The 16,014-nt window shown below is 38.3% G+C and carries 15 protein-coding genes; 7 read left to right on the top strand and 8 right to left on the bottom strand.

Annotated elements, in window-relative coordinates; genetic code table 11:
• The first annotated feature begins 17 nt into the window (after positions 1–17).
• Positions 18–1,229, top strand: coding sequence for a YeeE/YedE family protein (locus AC1M9P_RS12550; protein ID WP_481587809.1), 1,212 nt, complete (start codon positions 18–20; stop codon positions 1,227–1,229).
• Between the two features lie 255 nt (positions 1,230–1,484).
• On the opposite strand, the gene AC1M9P_RS12545 is transcribed toward AC1M9P_RS12550, so the two are convergent.
• The 3 genes from AC1M9P_RS12545 to AC1M9P_RS12535 all read right to left on the bottom strand — a co-directional run bounded on the left by AC1M9P_RS12545 (position 1,485) and on the right by AC1M9P_RS12535 (position 5,357).
• The gene (locus AC1M9P_RS12545) at positions 1,485–2,783 is read right to left on the bottom strand and encodes a dicarboxylate/amino acid:cation symporter (RefSeq protein ID WP_035265514.1); all 1,299 of its coding nucleotides are present in this window, start codon (positions 2,781–2,783) and stop codon (positions 1,485–1,487) included.
• A 534-nt stretch (positions 2,784–3,317) separates the two neighbouring features.
• Positions 3,318–4,097 carry a TIGR03915 family putative DNA repair protein gene (locus AC1M9P_RS12540; RefSeq protein WP_481587808.1) on the bottom strand — a complete coding sequence of 260 codons (780 nt, stop codon included), beginning with the start codon at positions 4,095–4,097 and terminating at the stop codon, positions 3,318–3,320.
• A complete protein-coding gene (locus AC1M9P_RS12535; protein ID WP_481587807.1) occupies positions 4,098–5,357 on the bottom strand; it encodes a putative DNA modification/repair radical SAM protein in 1,260 nt (419 codons plus the stop codon).
• Positions 5,358–5,535: 178 nt separating this feature from the next.
• On the opposite strand from AC1M9P_RS12535, the gene AC1M9P_RS12530 reads away from it, so the two are divergent.
• Together AC1M9P_RS12530 and AC1M9P_RS12525 are read left to right on the top strand one after the other, a co-directional pair.
• Entirely contained in the window at positions 5,536–6,585 is a 1,050-nt protein-coding gene (locus AC1M9P_RS12530; protein WP_481587806.1) for an NAD(P)H-dependent flavin oxidoreductase, read from the top strand.
• A gap of 73 nt (positions 6,586–6,658) precedes the next feature.
• Positions 6,659–6,829, top strand: a complete 171-nt coding sequence (locus AC1M9P_RS12525) for a hypothetical protein (RefSeq protein WP_481587805.1) — start codon at positions 6,659–6,661, stop codon at positions 6,827–6,829.
• A 74-nt stretch (positions 6,830–6,903) separates the two neighbouring features.
• Here AC1M9P_RS12525 and dusB read toward each other — a convergent pair whose 3' ends face one another.
• Positions 6,904–7,950, bottom strand: a complete 1,047-nt coding sequence (gene dusB / locus AC1M9P_RS12520; protein WP_481587804.1) for a tRNA dihydrouridine synthase DusB — start codon at positions 7,948–7,950, stop codon at positions 6,904–6,906.
• 282 nt (positions 7,951–8,232) lie between these two features.
• On the opposite strand from dusB, the gene AC1M9P_RS12515 reads away from it, so the two are divergent.
• Together AC1M9P_RS12515 and AC1M9P_RS12510 are read left to right on the top strand one after the other, a co-directional pair.
• Entirely contained in the window at positions 8,233–9,438 is a 1,206-nt protein-coding gene (locus AC1M9P_RS12515; RefSeq protein ID WP_481587803.1) for a DUF1615 domain-containing protein, read from the top strand.
• Positions 9,405–10,052 (top strand): HAD-IB family hydrolase, encoded by a 648-nt coding sequence (locus AC1M9P_RS12510; RefSeq protein ID WP_481587802.1) that lies wholly within the window; start codon positions 9,405–9,407, stop codon positions 10,050–10,052. Before AC1M9P_RS12515 ends, AC1M9P_RS12510 begins: the two co-directional genes overlap by 34 nt.
• A gap of 23 nt (positions 10,053–10,075) precedes the next feature.
• Here AC1M9P_RS12510 and proB read toward each other — a convergent pair whose 3' ends face one another.
• Positions 10,076–11,209, bottom strand: coding sequence for a glutamate 5-kinase (proB, locus tag AC1M9P_RS12505; protein WP_035265485.1), 1,134 nt, complete (start codon positions 11,207–11,209; stop codon positions 10,076–10,078).
• Between the two features lie 28 nt (positions 11,210–11,237).
• Positions 11,238–12,449: an Obg family GTPase CgtA gene (gene cgtA / locus AC1M9P_RS12500; protein WP_092767039.1), complete on the bottom strand. Its 1,212-nt coding sequence runs from the start codon at positions 12,447–12,449 to the stop codon at positions 11,238–11,240.
• Between the two features lie 257 nt (positions 12,450–12,706).
• On the opposite strand from cgtA, the gene AC1M9P_RS12495 reads away from it, so the two are divergent.
• Positions 12,707–13,888: an MFS transporter gene (locus tag AC1M9P_RS12495; protein ID WP_481587801.1), complete on the top strand. Its 1,182-nt coding sequence runs from the start codon at positions 12,707–12,709 to the stop codon at positions 13,886–13,888.
• Between the two features lie 55 nt (positions 13,889–13,943).
• Here the strand turns inward: AC1M9P_RS12495 and AC1M9P_RS12490 are convergent, their stop codons facing one another.
• Positions 13,944–14,318 carry a winged helix-turn-helix transcriptional regulator gene (locus tag AC1M9P_RS12490; protein WP_179997917.1) on the bottom strand — a complete coding sequence of 125 codons (375 nt, stop codon included), beginning with the start codon at positions 14,316–14,318 and terminating at the stop codon, positions 13,944–13,946.
• A 117-nt stretch (positions 14,319–14,435) separates the two neighbouring features.
• Between AC1M9P_RS12490 and AC1M9P_RS12485 the strand changes: the two genes are divergently transcribed.
• Complete coding sequence (locus AC1M9P_RS12485; protein WP_481587800.1) at positions 14,436–15,299, top strand: SDR family oxidoreductase; 864 nt, start codon at positions 14,436–14,438, stop codon at positions 15,297–15,299.
• Between the two features lie 28 nt (positions 15,300–15,327).
• On the opposite strand, the gene AC1M9P_RS12480 is transcribed toward AC1M9P_RS12485, so the two are convergent.
• A complete protein-coding gene (locus AC1M9P_RS12480; protein WP_481587799.1) occupies positions 15,328–16,008 on the bottom strand; it encodes a hypothetical protein in 681 nt (226 codons plus the stop codon).
• Positions 16,009–16,014: the final 6 nt, after the last annotated feature.

Below are 16,014 nucleotides of genomic sequence, written 5' to 3'. Positions count from 1 at the left end.
CAGCTTTTCTTATCTTCATGTCCATTATTGCAGCTCAATCTGACCGATCACAGTCATCGGTTTGGATCGCTATTGTTTTATTGATCGTAGGTACCCTTGGTGCTTATCAAATTGTGGGAATTAATCAAGCCCTGTTATTCCTCATTGGTGGCGCGCTTGGTATGACGCTCTACCATGCATCATTTGGTTTTACGTCGAGCTGGCGCGTTTTTATTAAAGAACGCAAAGGTCGCGGTTTACGTGCACAAATGATTATGCTCGCCCTAGCAGTACTGCTCTTCTTCCCAGCTTTAGGTGCAGGTGAGTTATTTGGTCAACCCGTTAAAGGCAACGTCAATCCTGTATCAATGTCAGTGATGATTGGTGCTTTTATTTTCGGAATTGGCATGCAACTGGGTGGTGGTTGCGCATCTGGGACACTTTATACTGTCGGTGGTGGTAGCTCACGTATGCTGATCACTCTATTCTTTTTCTGTTTAGGTTCACTGATCGCAACTTCACATATTGAATGGTGGTTTGCACTGCCACATTTAGCCCCTATTTCAGTAGTACAAAGCTTTGGTGTTATTCCAGCGCTATTACTCAATTTTGTGCTATTTGGTTTGATCGCATTAGCAACAGTCTACTTCGAGAAAAAACGCCACGGTCAGCTTGAACAAGAACCTGTTGCAGCACATCAAGGCTGGAAACGTTTCTTAAAGGGACCATGGCCTTTAATTTGGGGTGGTATTATTCTCACCCTGCTTAATTTCGCCACGCTTGCATTGGCTGGTCGCCCATGGGGTGTCACATCTGCACTCGCAGTATGGGCAGCGAAAGGTGCAACATTAGTCGGAATTGATGTAACAGCTTGGGACTATTGGCAACAACCTGGAAATGCTAAAGCTTTAGCAAATTCGTTGTGGTTTGATATCACCTCTATGATGAATTTTGGCATCATACTCGGCGCTTTACTTGCAGCAGGTCTCGCTGGAAAATTTGCACCGAGTCTCAATATCCCTAAACGCTCAATTCTAGCAGCTGTCATTGGGGGGATCATGTTGGGTTATGGCGCTCGATTAGCATACGGTTGTAACATCGGTGCTTATTTCAGCGGCATTGCATCAGGCAGTCTACATGGGTGGTTATGGCTGATTTTCGCTTTTATTGGTAATGGTATAGGTGTGAAACTTCGTCCACTATTTTTCCCGAATGAAAAGCCTCAGCCTGAAAAAATTACAGGTTGCTAATCAGCAAATATCGATATTTGAGAACGCCTAATTTCAATTGGGCGTTTTTATCTTTCTATAGTGCAATTACAACCACTTAATAGAATAAGAAAAAGAAAGGAGTATTAAATTTCAGCCGATTGAAATCAGCTAGGTCACCAAAGTTTGTTCTTATAATAAATCTTAATGTACTTACTTTGAGTTTGATAAATGCTGCATCATCTATAAAAAAACCCATCCGAAGATGGGCTTAAGATTTAGATATTAAAAGTGAAGTCAAGCCTCTACTTTCTTTTTCAAAGTTGCATCTAATTGTTCTTTATCTAATGCATTATCCCAACGTGCTACAACAATTGCTGCACAAGCATTCCCAACAAGGTTAGTTAACGCGCGGCATTCAGACATAAAGCGGTCGATACCTAAAATAAGCGCCATCCCTGCAACAGGTAATGCAGGAACAACAGATAATGTAGCTGCAAGAGTAATAAAGCCCGCACCCGTTACACCTGCAGCCCCTTTTGAACTAATCATCGCTACCAATAAAATTGTGATCTGTTCCCAAATGGTCAAATCGATATTACAGGCTTGAGCAATAAAAAGAGCAGCCATCGTCATATAGATATTTGTACCATCTAAATTAAATGAATATCCAGTTGGAATGACCAAACCAACGACCGACTTTTCACAACCCGCTTTTTCCATTTTATTCATCAGCGTTGGCAGTGCAGCTTCAGAAGAGCTCGTGCCTAATACTAACCATAATTCATCTTTGATATAGCGGATGAGATCAATGATAGAAAATCCATTGTATCGTGCAACTGCTCCCAGAATAAGCAGAACAAATAAAAGTGAAGTAATATAGAACGTTACGATTAATAATAGTAAATTTCCAATACTCGAAATACCGAAAGCACCAATCGTATACGCCATCGCACCAAATGCACCAATTGGAGCTAGTTTCATCAACATACCGACAAGGTAAAATACCGGAGCGGTCAGTGTCGTTAAGAAGTCTGTAACTGGTTTCCCTTTTTCACCCACCGCTGCAAGCGCTAAACCAAATAGAACAGCAACAAATAAAACCTGAAGAATATCACCACCCGCCAAAGGACTGATTAAAGTCTTTGGTATGATATTCATGAAGAAGTCAACAATAGAGGCATCCTGAGCTTTTTCAACATAAGTTGAAACTTTGTCACCTTCTAAAGCAGCAGGATCGATATTAAGACCTTTACCCGGCTGAATAAGATTGGCAACAATCATGCCCACAATCAGCGCAAGCGTAGAGAAAGTTAAAAAGTAAGCCATTGCTTTACCCGTCACTCGCCCCACTGCGCCCATATTCGTCATACCAGCAATACCCGTGACCACAGTCAAGAAAATAACGGGTGCGATGATCATTTTGACGATTTTAATAAAAGCATCGCCAAGAGGTTTTAAACTTGCCCCCAACTCTGGCATGAAATGCCCAAGTGTGACACCCGCAATAATTGCAAAGATGACTTGAACATATAAAATTTGATAAAACTTTTGCTTCTTAGGTGGTTGAGATTGCTCATCAACGTGAATATCCATGGAAGACCCTTCTAATTCAAAAAAGTGAATCCATTGTTAAATGCAATAAATTTCACACTCAAAAATGAATTGCGCGTTAAATAATTTCAAAGGTCGAAATTTTAGTGACATTCACTTTTTGAATGAAAAAGTCGGGCTTAACTATTAGTCTAAGAAAAAAAGATTTATAGACTCCAATTCGGCTGAGATGACTAAATATGAATCGCCATAAAAATTAACTCATATAAAATTAAGTTTTGATATTTTTAGAAAAAAAATGAAAATTAAAAATTTATAAGTGAATTTTGAATATTAAAAATACAAATCATTTTATTTTATGACCCAATATATACCTATAAAGTATAATTAAATTTCAATGTAATTTAAGAACAACATATATAAATATATAATTCAATAGCTTATATAAATTACTCTTAAATAAATATAACCAAAAAATATTAAAAATTTTAGATGTATAAATTTAAAACACTCTTATATAATCGTTTTTATTATATTTTATTGAATAAATTCAATAACTTATTTTTAAAAATCACACTAAACCTGTTTTTCATTCATATATCTCCAATACCTTTTAGGTACGTATTGAACATGCAATTTAGGATTATCACGTGCCACTATATTTACACTCTTAAAATAATCCTTCCAAAGTTGATCATATAGCTCTTCTTGATCATCGAGTTCAATCATGAATGATTGACTAGAACCTATATGGATATTTTGATCAATTTCGGCTGCATTCAAATTAACTTGATGGACTTGCTTCAAATCATAGTAAATTCCGTAGCGTCGCTTTTCATCATAAATTAACCAACGCTGGTCTTGATAACGTGCTTTAAAATGCTTAGAGATTAAAGGCAGAACATTAAAATCTGGTCTTACTAATGATAAAAATAAACCATCCTTACACTTTTTAAAGCGAACAAATGCCTCCATTCGGTGCTTTTCACGACCAACTTGTTTAGCCCATTGTGCGAGCGCTAAAACATCACGATGACCGAAATTTTTTTCAACGGCATATTGGTGCTTAAAGATATAAATGGAATAATCAAATAGATGTTGGTATGCCACTTCCTGCTCAGACAAAAAAGTAAAATACCAATTACGTAAACTTGAAGCAGAAATTTTAGATTTTAAACCTTGCCAGACTCGTTCAGCTTGCTTTTCTTCACTGTAAATTCGGACTGACTCATCAAATAAATTCTGGTTAGCGTTTCCTTCAGTTTGAACTTTTACGTCGAACTCTTTGAATTGAAAAGCTCTAAAAACACAGCACAGCAACCCAGTCATGGTACCATCAAAAACATACACAGCCATTTAAAACCCAAATCCAAGTTGAGGTGACAGTTGTTTCACATATTTTGATTGCCCACTTTGTAAAATTTGCTGGCGGATCTGATGAGCGTGCTGTTCTCTTTTAAACTTAGGTGTATCAGCACATCGAATAAAATGTTGAGCACGATTATAAGCAACGCCTAAGCGCTTTAACTGATCGATATGAATTTTTCCAAACCGACGAGCCTGTACAATTTTCTTAGCAGATCTCACACCAATGCCAGGAACACGCAAAATCATTTTATATTCAGCAGTATTGATATCTACTGGAAACTGTTCTGGATGTCTTAAAGCCCAACCTAATTTAGGATCAACCTCTAAATCTAAATTGGGATGTGTTTCATCCACAATTTCGTTGGCTTCAAATCCATAAAAACGCATTAACCAATCTGATTGATATAAGCGATTTTCTCGCAATAACGGCGGTGCAGAACCTACAGCAGGTAAAGCAGAGTCTTCTGGATTGATAGGTATATATCCTGAGTAATACACCCGTTTTAATTTAAAATCTTTATAGTGCTTGTCAGCCATCAAGATTACATCACGATCTGTTTCGTGATGCGCACCGACCACCATTTGTGTTGTCTGACCAGCAGGCACAAATTTAGGAACCGACTTGATTAGTTTTCTCTCATCTTTCAATTCAATCAAACGGTCTCTCACAATACCTAAATCTTTCTGCACTTCTGCATGCGACTTTTCAGGTGCAAATTTCACCAAGCCTTCTTCTGTCGGCATTTCTAAGTTAATGCTCATCCGATCGACATACAGTCCAGCCTCATGAATAATTTCTTGCGAAGCACCCGGAATAGTTTTGAGATGAATGTACCCATTAAAATTTTCTTCCAGTCTTAATTTTTTTACGACTTGAAGCATTCTCTCCATGGTGTAATCCGCGGATTTAAAAATTCCTGAACTTAAAAATAACCCTTCTATATAGTTTCGACGATAAAAATTAATGGTCAGATCTACCACTTCTTGGACGGTAAATGCCGCTCGCTTTACGTCATTTGAACGTCGAGAGACACAATACGCACAATCATAAATACAGACATTTGAGAATAAAATTTTTAATAATGAAACACAGCGACCATCTTCGGTATAACTATGGCAAATTCCGGAACCTGTATTACCAAGACCTTTATCTTTGTTCTTGCGGTTACTACCACTTGATGAACAAGACACATCATATTTGGCAGCATCAGCTAAAATCTGTAATTTTTCACGGATACGATCAGACATATATGTATGGGGAAGCAATGAGATTTCGAATATTATAATTGTTTATTTATTCTACCAAATGTCAGTGATCACTCATGCGACACAGTTTGACGCTTTGCATTTTCGCACTAAATAATGAATATAATTTGATTCTCTGACCATGATTGTGCAAAGTGAAATTGAATCATGGAGCTTGATTATGTCTTTACTCGAACAATTATCCATTCAGCACCCCATTTTTTTAGCGCCAATGGCTGGGGTATCCACACCAGAACTGGCAGCTGAAGTATCCAATCAAGGTGGATTGGGGTCTCTTGGTTTAGGTGCAGCCAGTATCCAAAATGCTCGACAACAAATAGTTGCAACTCAAAAATTAACAGATTTACCCTTTCAGGTGAATTTCTTTTGCCACAAACCAACTGAACTTGATTCTGAACGAAATCTGAACTGGATAAATTATCTAAAACCCCACTTTGATAACTTTAATACCGAACCACCCAAAGAATTAAAATGTATTTACCCCAGCTTTTTAGATAATGATGATTTTTTAGATTTAGTCTTAGAAACTCGACCTAAGGCGGTGAGCTTTCACTTTGGGATACCTCATGCACATCAAATATCTGCCCTCAAGGAGGCTGGTATTATCACGATGGTATCAGCAACTAACTTAGCTGAAGCTAGAGCAATTGAAGATGCTGGTATTGATATCATCATTGCACAAGGTATTGAAGCGGGAGGACACCGTGGTATTTTTAATGAGCATTTTGACAGTGCAATCAAAACAGCAGATTTAGTAAAATTACTTGTTCCTACCTGCAAGATACCTGTCGTAGCAGCTGGTGGAATCATGAATGGCTTTCAAGCTAAATATATGATGAATCTCGGAGCTTCAGCCGTACAACTCGGTACTGCATTTGTACAATGCAAGAGTTCAGCTGCAAATGCAGCTTATCGTAATACATTATTAAGCAAGCCTTTAACTCAAATTACATCAAGCATCTCTGGGCGACCAGCGAGAGGGATAATCAACAGTTGGTCAACTCTCGTAGATTTACCTCAGCGTGAGTTAGTTGCTCCCTACCCTTATGCCTATGATTTAGGTAAACAACTTAATGCAACAGCATTAACCAACAAAGATGAAAGTTTTGGTGCATTCTGGGCAGGAAGTAATGTAAATCAAATCAGGGCTTTAGAAGCGCCTGATTTAATCAATCAAATCATATTAGAAATTGATCAATATGATGCTTAAATAATCGATAAAACCCATACCGAGCTGAAGTTTTTTAATTTACAATGAATTGTTAAATTATGTATCGAAAAGTATGGGTTTTGTATTATTAGCACTTGTGGCGATTGGATTCGGAATAGACACCTATTCACATGCTCAAGATAAAGATCAGTCCACTCAACATAATGTTGAGCAGCTAGATGCTCAAAATTTAAATCAAGATCAATCACCTTCTTCTGAAGAGAAAAATCAGATTCTCAAGTAAATTTACAACCTCTTGAATCTCAACAGTAGAATGTATGAATAACTTATCTCAGTTGAGTGCTGACATATAGAAACTCAACCTGATTTTAATAAATCCACAGATTCCACTTGAACATCACTCATAATTTGCCCTTCTGACAAAAGTAAATCGAAATAATTGGCTACGACTTTGGCTTGTTCCGCTGTACTTTCTACTTTGTACATATTCTGACGAAATTCATTACTTGAGTGGAGACCTTTGGTGTACCACGCGATATGTTTACGTGCAATGCGACAGCCTGAATACTCACCGTAAAACTCATATAGCTCATTCAGATGACCCAATAGAACTTCTTTTACTTCAGCAATCGATGGCGCTGCAAGTGGCTGTCCCGTTTTTAAATAATGAGCAATTTCTCTAAAAATCCATGGACGACCTTGTGCTGCTCGGCCAATCATCACGGCATCAGCACCAGTATGATCTAATACATACTTGGCTTTCTCTGGGCTATCAATATCTCCATTTGCAATGACTGGAATAGAGATATTTTGCTTCACTTCTTTAATTAGATCATAACGTGCAGTATTTAAATACATATCTTCCCGTGTACGACCATGCAATGCTAAAGCTGCAATACCCGCTTGTTCTGCGCGCTTCGACACACGCATAATATTTTCATGTCCGTTTAAAAATCCTAAGCGCGTTTTAAGTGTTACAGGGACATCTACTGCCTCGACCACCGTATCTAAAATTCTAGCTACCAAGTCTTCATCCTGTAGCAGTGCAGAACCTGCTAATTTATTGCACACCTTTTTCGCTGGACAACCCATATTGATGTCAACGATTTGAGCACCATTTGACACTTGATATCGTGCAGCTTCAGCTAAATCCCGTGGGTCTGATCCTGCTATTTGTGCTGAAATTGGAGCAATTTCACCATCAAAGTTGGCTCGGTAGAGACTTTTCTTGCTCATACGCAGCGTTTTGTCAGAAGTCATCATTTCACTAACTGCATGTCCTGCACCAAAATATTTACACAAGGTTCTAAATGGTCGATCCGTTACACCTGCCATGGGTGCTACAAAAACAGGAGTTGTTTTTTCGCGATCAAATAAATCACGGATCACAGGATGTTGAGACATGAATAATACCAATGATGATGAAACAGTTTCAGAATGCTTAACTTTTTAAATCTGCACTCATTGAGAGATTGAAATTAGATACAAGCATTAAATTATATAACGTTTGAAACTAAAAATATGTTTTATCTCATTTTGCTTGAATGTTAATGGATGAACTTAAGCTCAACACTTAGATTTATATTTGAAGCATGCTGCCATTATCTTGTATACATATAAGTTCTCACAAATCGTGAATGAAATAGTATACTTCGCTAGAATCTTTATCCCTGATACTTTGCATTTATGAAAAATAGCTTTCGCTCTAATGTAATTTTTAAAGCCTGTAGTGTTGCTACATTAAGTTTATTCATGAGTGCTTGTGGTGACTCATCATGGTGGAACACACAAGATAAAACGATTGATGCAGAACAAATCTCAAAACTCATTCCTGGCCGCGTTAATAATCGTGGTTCATGGGCCGAGGATATTTATAAAATAACCGAGCAACTCGGTATACCCCAAACGAAAGAAAATGTGTGTACCATTATTGCTGTAGTCGATCAAGAATCTAATTTTGTTGCAGATCCCCATGTACCCGGACTAGGTGCCAAAGCAGTTAAAGAAATTGAAGATCGTTTAGATGAAAAATTTAAAGATAAATTAGGAGATAGTATCGGAGGCACCGTTGCGGGGTATTTCCAAGAAGTCTTAAAAAATCAACCAATACCTGAAGACAATTATCTAAAACAAATGCGAAAAGTCTCCACCGAACGAGAATTAGATGAATTGTATCGTGAGATTTTTGCTCACATGGCAAAACACTACCATGTCAGTGCACTCACTGGTGCAGCTAAACTCGTTGGTCAAGATATTGGTGAAAAACTAAATCCCATTACCACTTTAGGCTCTATGCAAGTTCATATTAGCTATGCAAAAGATCATAAGCGCCAAGGTGGAAGTATCGCAGATCTAAGATCAGACCTTTATAGTCAATATGGCGGACTCTATTATGGTATTCACCGCCTGATGATGTATCCAGCAGATTATGATCAACCCATATATCGCTTTGCAGACTACAATTCAGGCATGTATTCAAGTCGTAACGCCGCTTTCCAAAGCATGCTCAATGAATTAACAGCAGCGGAGTTAACGCTTGATGGAGACTTATTACTGTACAATAAAAATGGCAATCCAAAAGCTGAAAAGAGTCAATCTGAACAAGAACTTATCAATGTATTTGCCGCAAATAATGTATTTATTACACCTCGTCAAATTCGAGCTGATTTAAAGAAAGAAAAAGAGAAAAAGTTTGAAGATACGCAAACCTATAAAGCTGTGACTGAGCTTTACGAAAAGAAAATTGGAAAAGAAAAATTTTATGCCATTATGCCTGAAGTGGTTATTTCAGGTCCTAAGCTTAGTCGCGACTACAATACCAACTGGTTTGCTACGCGAGTTAACGGTCGATATCAAACATGTATGCAGAAAGCAAAAAGAATCAAAACCTAGCGTTATTTGATTTTGATGGAACACTGTGTGAAAAAGATAGTTTTACGAGCTTTATCTTTTACGCCTTATCAAAACGACATATTGTTAAGCAAGGACTAAAAACCCTGCCTTGGATTCAAGCCTATTTTTTAAATATTTACCCCGCGCACGCAATGCGCCCTAAGCTATTCAAGGCAATGTTTACTGGATTTTCTAGGTCTGATGCAGATCCGATTGCACTTGAATACGCCCATTCATTACAACAACACTTAAACTCACCCATTTATGAACAATTGATCAAGCATCAACTCCGTGGTGACCGCATTGCGATTGTCTCTGCATCCATTGATATTTATTTAAAACCCATTTCTCAGATTTTAAATGTAGATTTGATTTGTACTGAAACTGAAGTGCTCAATCAGTTTTATACGGGTCATTATTCTTCTCCTGATTGTAGTGGCGAAGAAAAAAGACAGCGCATACTCAAGCAATATGATGTAGACCAATTTCAATCAATTTATGCTTATGGAAATTCTTATGAGGATCAAGCGATGTTAGACATGGCTGATTATCCTTATATGGTCGGATCATCTCATCAATTACCCGATCTTGACCCACAAAAAAAGCTCGCCTAAGCGAGCTTTTATTAAATAAGAAATTAATAGATCGCCATATGATTGCGATGGATCATTTCTAATGAACGTGCTTCACCTAAAACTTGGTGTACCTTATCTGAGGGTAAGCCTTTGACAATTTCAGCGCTACGTGAACTAAAGTTGACACGACCAACTGCGACGCGATGCCGTTGCTGATCCACACACTCCACCACATCACCACGCTCGAAATGCCCTTCAACTGCTTTCACACCTACAGGCAATAAACTCCGATGATTTTCTTTGATCGCTTTCACAGCACCATCATCAATCACCAATCGCCCTGCAGTCTGCAAATGCGCAGCTAACCATTGTTGGTGAGCAGTGATTCGATCATTATCAGTGATAAACAACGTACCTAGCATCTCACCCGACATTAATCGAGTTAACACATGATTACTGTCTCCACTGGCAATCAGTGTAGGACATCCTGATTTCGCAGCTAAACGAGCAGCACGTACTTTGGTCAGCATTCCACCTCGACCAAACTTACCACCACCACCTGCCATATCAAACAAACTTTCATCTAATGCGCGAACTGTATGAAACAACTTCGCATTAGGATTTGAGCGAGGATCTGAATCAAACATCCCCTCTTGGTCTGTCAAAATAATCAATAAATCAGCATGAACTTGGCCTGCAACCATTGCAGCTAAAGTATCATTGTCTCCGAATCGAATCTCATCAGTAGATACAGTGTCATTTTCATTAATCACTGGAATCACTTTCCAATCGATTAAATGTTGTAAAGCATCACAAGAATTCAAATAACGGCGACGGTCAGCCAAGTCATCATGAGTCAATAAAACTTGTGCAGACTGAATATTGTGATTCAACAATACACTAGACCAAGTTTGTATCAGCCCCATTTGACCAATAGCAGCACAAGCTTGAAGACTGGGTAGATCCGTGGGTCGATTCTCAAGTTTCATTCGAACCATACCTTCAGCCACAGCACCGGAAGACACGAGAATAATCTCATGCCCTGCATTGTGTAGATCTGCAATTTGCCCCGCCCAATGCGAGATTGCATCTATATCTAAACCTTTTCCGTTTGCTGTGAGTAAAGATGATCCGATTTTAACAACGATTCTTTTGCAACCCTTGAGCTGACGTTGCCCATCTACCACTTCTATCATCTTGTCCTCTGTCTCTTATATAAAGAGATTAACGTACGTAGTACACTTCCATTTCGCCATCATCTTCATCATCGTCAAAATCGTCATCCTCTTGACTGGCAAGACGTTGTTTACGACGCATTTCACGATAAGCCTCTTTAGCTGCAATGGTTTGTTCACGTGTTTCAGCTTCAAGCTGATCACGGAATGCTTGCATTTCTGCTGCATACTCTGGATCTTCAACTTCGCGTTCGCGCTGTTGTTCAATTTGATCCATTAAATAATAAACGACTTCTTTGGTTCCCTCAGACATCAAGCCTGAAGTCTTAAATACTGGACCCTCCCATTTCAACTCTTCAAGGATGTGATTGCACCACTCATCTCTTGAGTCTTCAGGCAACTGATCTACTTTATTTAAAACCAACACCACTGGGAGTTTTGACAATGTTGGAGAGAACTTTAAAAGTTCATTTAAAATTGCCTTAGCATTATAAGCTGGATCTGATCCATCAATTGGCTGTACATCCACGATATGTAGAAGAATACGAGTACGCGCCAAATGTTTTAAGAAGCGAATACCAAGACCTGCACCTTCTGCAGCACCTTCGATCAAACCTGGAATATCAGCCATTACAAATGAACGGTGACGATCTGCATCTACAACACCAAGATTAGGTACCATAGTTGTAAATGGGTAATCTGCTACTTTTGGTTTTGCTGCAGAGACAGCACGAATAAATGTTGATTTGCCCGCATTTGGCATACCTAATAAGCCAACATCTGCCAAAACTTTCAGCTCTAGGCGAATTTCGCGGAACTCACCTTTGTTACCATGTGTACATTTACGTGGAGCACGGTTCGTTGATGACTTAAAGTGAGTGTTACCTAAACCACCGTCACCACCTTGAGCAACAAGAACACGTTGACCATTTTCAATTAAATCACCAATGATGTCGCCAGACTCAGTATCTACAATTGTTGTTCCTACTGGAACATATAGTGTTACGGATTCACCACCGCGACCTGCACAGTTTGCGCCAGCACCATTTTTACCACGTTCAGCACGAAATCTACGGGTATAACGATAATCTACAAGCGTACTGGTGTTGTCATCAGCTTGAATATATACGCTGCCACCACGACCACCATCACCACCATCTGGACCACCAAATGGTACGAATTTTTCACGGCGAAAACTGGCTACGCCATTGCCACCGTCGCCAGCCTCTACGGTAATGACTGCTTCATCAACAAAGCGCATAATGCCAATCCTCTAAAAACTTTAAAACCGCCTATTCTGCCATATTTTAAAGTATTTCTCGACTATATTTATGCTGGTTGAGAATAAGTTAGCGACTTTTTTCATAAATTGAGTCTTTAATATTTTGGTGTATCACTGCATTAAATTTGATTTATTCATTACTCATTGTTTTATCAAATAACATCATTGGTTTTATTTATTTCTGAAACCACAAAATAATGCCTATAGTGCATTAAATTGCACTCTAAGATTTTGACATGGATCGCTCTGCTACCCCTTTATCCTCACAATTCGTGCTTATTATGGCTTTGGCCTGTGGTGTCTGTGCAGGTTCAGCCTATTTCAATCAACCACTGATTTATTCAATCGAAAGAAGTTTAGAAATTTCGACCAGCCAAGCTGGATTTACCGTGGTTATCGCTCAAGTGGGTTATATGCTCGGACTCATGCTTTTGGTACCCCTTGGAGATTTTTTTAATAAACGAAAACTCATTGTGAGTTTAATGATATTTGCGGCAATTTCGCAGATCCTTTTGTCTTTCAGCTCAGATATTAGCACTTTATATATCTTTACCCTTTGTGCAACATTTGGAGCCATATCAGCACAAGTATTAATTCCATTTGCTTCTTCCATTAGCCCACCAGAATTAAGCTCGGCAGTTGTAGGTAAACTCATGAGCGGATTGGTCATGGGGATTATTTTATCTAGGACATTTGCCGGCTTTGTTTCAACTTATTGGTCTTGGGAAAGCGTTTATTTCATTAGTGGTATTTTGACTTTATGTTTTGCATGTTTAATGTGGAAAAAACTCCCCAACACTCAACCTGCTTCGCATTTACAAGTCACCGATATTTACAAATCACTTTGGAGCATCTCAAAGCATAATCCGCATCTCATACGCCGTGCCTGCGCGGGTGCTCTAGGATTTGGCATTCTCTCAATGGTGTTTACATCGATGACTTTTGTTTTAGGGAGTGCCCCATATCAATTTACTGATTTTCAAATTGGTCTATTTGGTCTGTTAGGTATTATCGGAATTTATTCCTCGAGTTGGTCTGGTAAAACAGTTGGCAAAGGGAAAGAAGAATTTGTCGCTCAATTATGTATCACCTTGATGCTGTTCTCTTGTATTCCATTATATTTCGCGCAACAGAACATCTTCATTTATGCACTTGGCGTATTGATGAGCTATTTTGGTCTCACTGCATTTCATGTTTTGAATCAAAATCTAGTCTATCGTATTGATGGTCAAGCACGCTCACGAATTAATGCTGTATATATGACCATTTACTTTTCAGGCGCTGCATTAGGTTCTTTAGGTGCTGTCTATGCTTGGGAACATTATGCATGGATTGGTTGCGTTGCTTTGGGACTGTTTTTCTCAATTTTAATTTTATGTATTGATCGTTATGATTTTAAGATCATGAAAACCATATAAACATCTCGCTCAGCACACACTTTAAACTGAGCGATAACGAAATGATGAAGTATAACTATCGCGTAATAAGTGCCTTACTTTCCAAAATTTCGGGTAAATTTCGCTCAATCCAATGGATCAACTCATTTAATTTCATCGCTGCATTTGAACCCAATACAGTGAGTTGATACTCCACCTTTGGAGGAACTACTGGATAAACAGTGCGCAAAATAAAACCATCTTTTTCTAAGGTTTTTAGTGTCTGAGCCAACATTTTTTCGCTCACCCCCTCAATTCTTTGTTTTAGCTCACTAAAACGATGCACACCATCACTCAAGCAACTTAGGACGAGAACTGACCATTTACTGGTGAGATGCTCCAAAATTTCACGAGAAGGACATTCACTGGATAAAACTTGACCTAATAAATCACTATGCGCATATGTATTCATCATTTTTCTCTTAACAGTTAATAACTTACTTTTAGGTACGTACTTTCATTAAGTAAGTTAACAGATTAATATGCCTGCATCAAGTTTATTTTTTAGCCACAATGAGAGGAAATTAAAATGAAAATTGCGATTACAGGTGCAACTGGTGAATTAGGTCGTTTAGTCGTTCAAGAACTTGAAAAACTTCATAGCGAGCATGAAATTATTGCTTTGGTTCGCAACCCAGAAAAAGCTAAAATTTTATTTTCTGAAGATATTCTAGTACGCAAATTTGATTATGATCAGCCAGATGATCTCGCAAATTCCTTTCAAGATGTTGATAAACTCCTGCTCATTTCTGCCAATGAGATTGGTCGTCGTACTCCACAACACAAGGCTGTTATTGATGCTGCGATTCAAGCTAGAGTTCCTCACTTGATCTATACCAGCTTACTGAATGCAGATCACTCTCCGCTTGGCTTAGCCAATGAACATCGAGAAACAGAAAAACTAATACGAGAAAGTTCTATTACCTACACCTTTTTAAGAAATAATTGGTATAGCGAAAACTATTTATCTGCCCTCACCCATCAAATAGAAACAGGCATGGTATACGGAGCTGCTCAAGATGGTTTAATTAGTTCAGCTTCTCGTTTGGATTATGCCACTGCTGCAGCTCAAATATTAAATGTTGAATCAGCTCAACATTTGAACAAAATTTACGAGCTTGCTGGTAGCGAAAGCTTTAGCTTAAATGATTTTGCAACCCTACTTTCTGAGTTTTCACAACAGCCTGTGAAATATCAAAACTTATCCCCAGAAGATTATCGTCAAGGATTAATTCAAGCTGGTTTACCACTAGGTCTCATTGACGTTATTGTAGATGCAGATATTCACACTGCCCATGGTGCGATGTACAGTGTACGCAAAGATCTTGAACATTTAATTGGTCGAAAAACCACATCGATTCGTGAAAGCATTCAGCAAGCCCTGAATGCTTAGAGAATAGACTCCCCTTAAAGGGGAGTTTTTACTTTTTAATATTGCGCAGAGGTAAATCCAAGTTCATATCTAAATTTGCTTTTGTTTCACGCTCCAAGTTGTACATTGTTGCTCTAAAACTAGATACATCCTTCATCAAAATTGGATCATTTAAATGTAATACCGGTTTAAAAACATGATCAATATCCACATCAAGCTGCTCATGCAAATCTAAATACACAGGACCATCAAAATCAATCGTAATCGGAACCTGATAAGTACGCTTTAAATGAAATGGAACTTCAAGCTGAATAGGCAAATCTAAATTTAACGGAAATTTAGGTAAAAATCGTGTTTTATACACCAAATCTGTTGTTGCACTAATTGGAATCGTTTGATCGATTTTTACTTTCGTTTGATAATCCACACTCACAGAAACAGGGACTTCGACTTTAAACTTGAGATTGGTTTTGTATTTACCTTGCAAATCTAAATCAATATTTTCCTGCACTTTAATTTCTGTATTTAATGCGCCAATCGCTTGTACCTCAAGATAATTCCCAACATCAATTTTGGTCGGCAATGATTCTGACAACTGTACACTTGCATTCTTCGCACTGACATGAACAGATGCTTGAATATTGAGATATAGCCAAAAACCTACGGCGACAATGCTTGCCACGATAATAAATAAGAGCGAACCATATCCCACGATTTTTTTAGCACTCATGCTTCT

The sequence above is a fragment of the Acinetobacter sp. 25-47-122 genome, from assembly GCF_056779695.1.
This window is presented reverse-complemented; position numbering and strand designations above follow the sequence as displayed.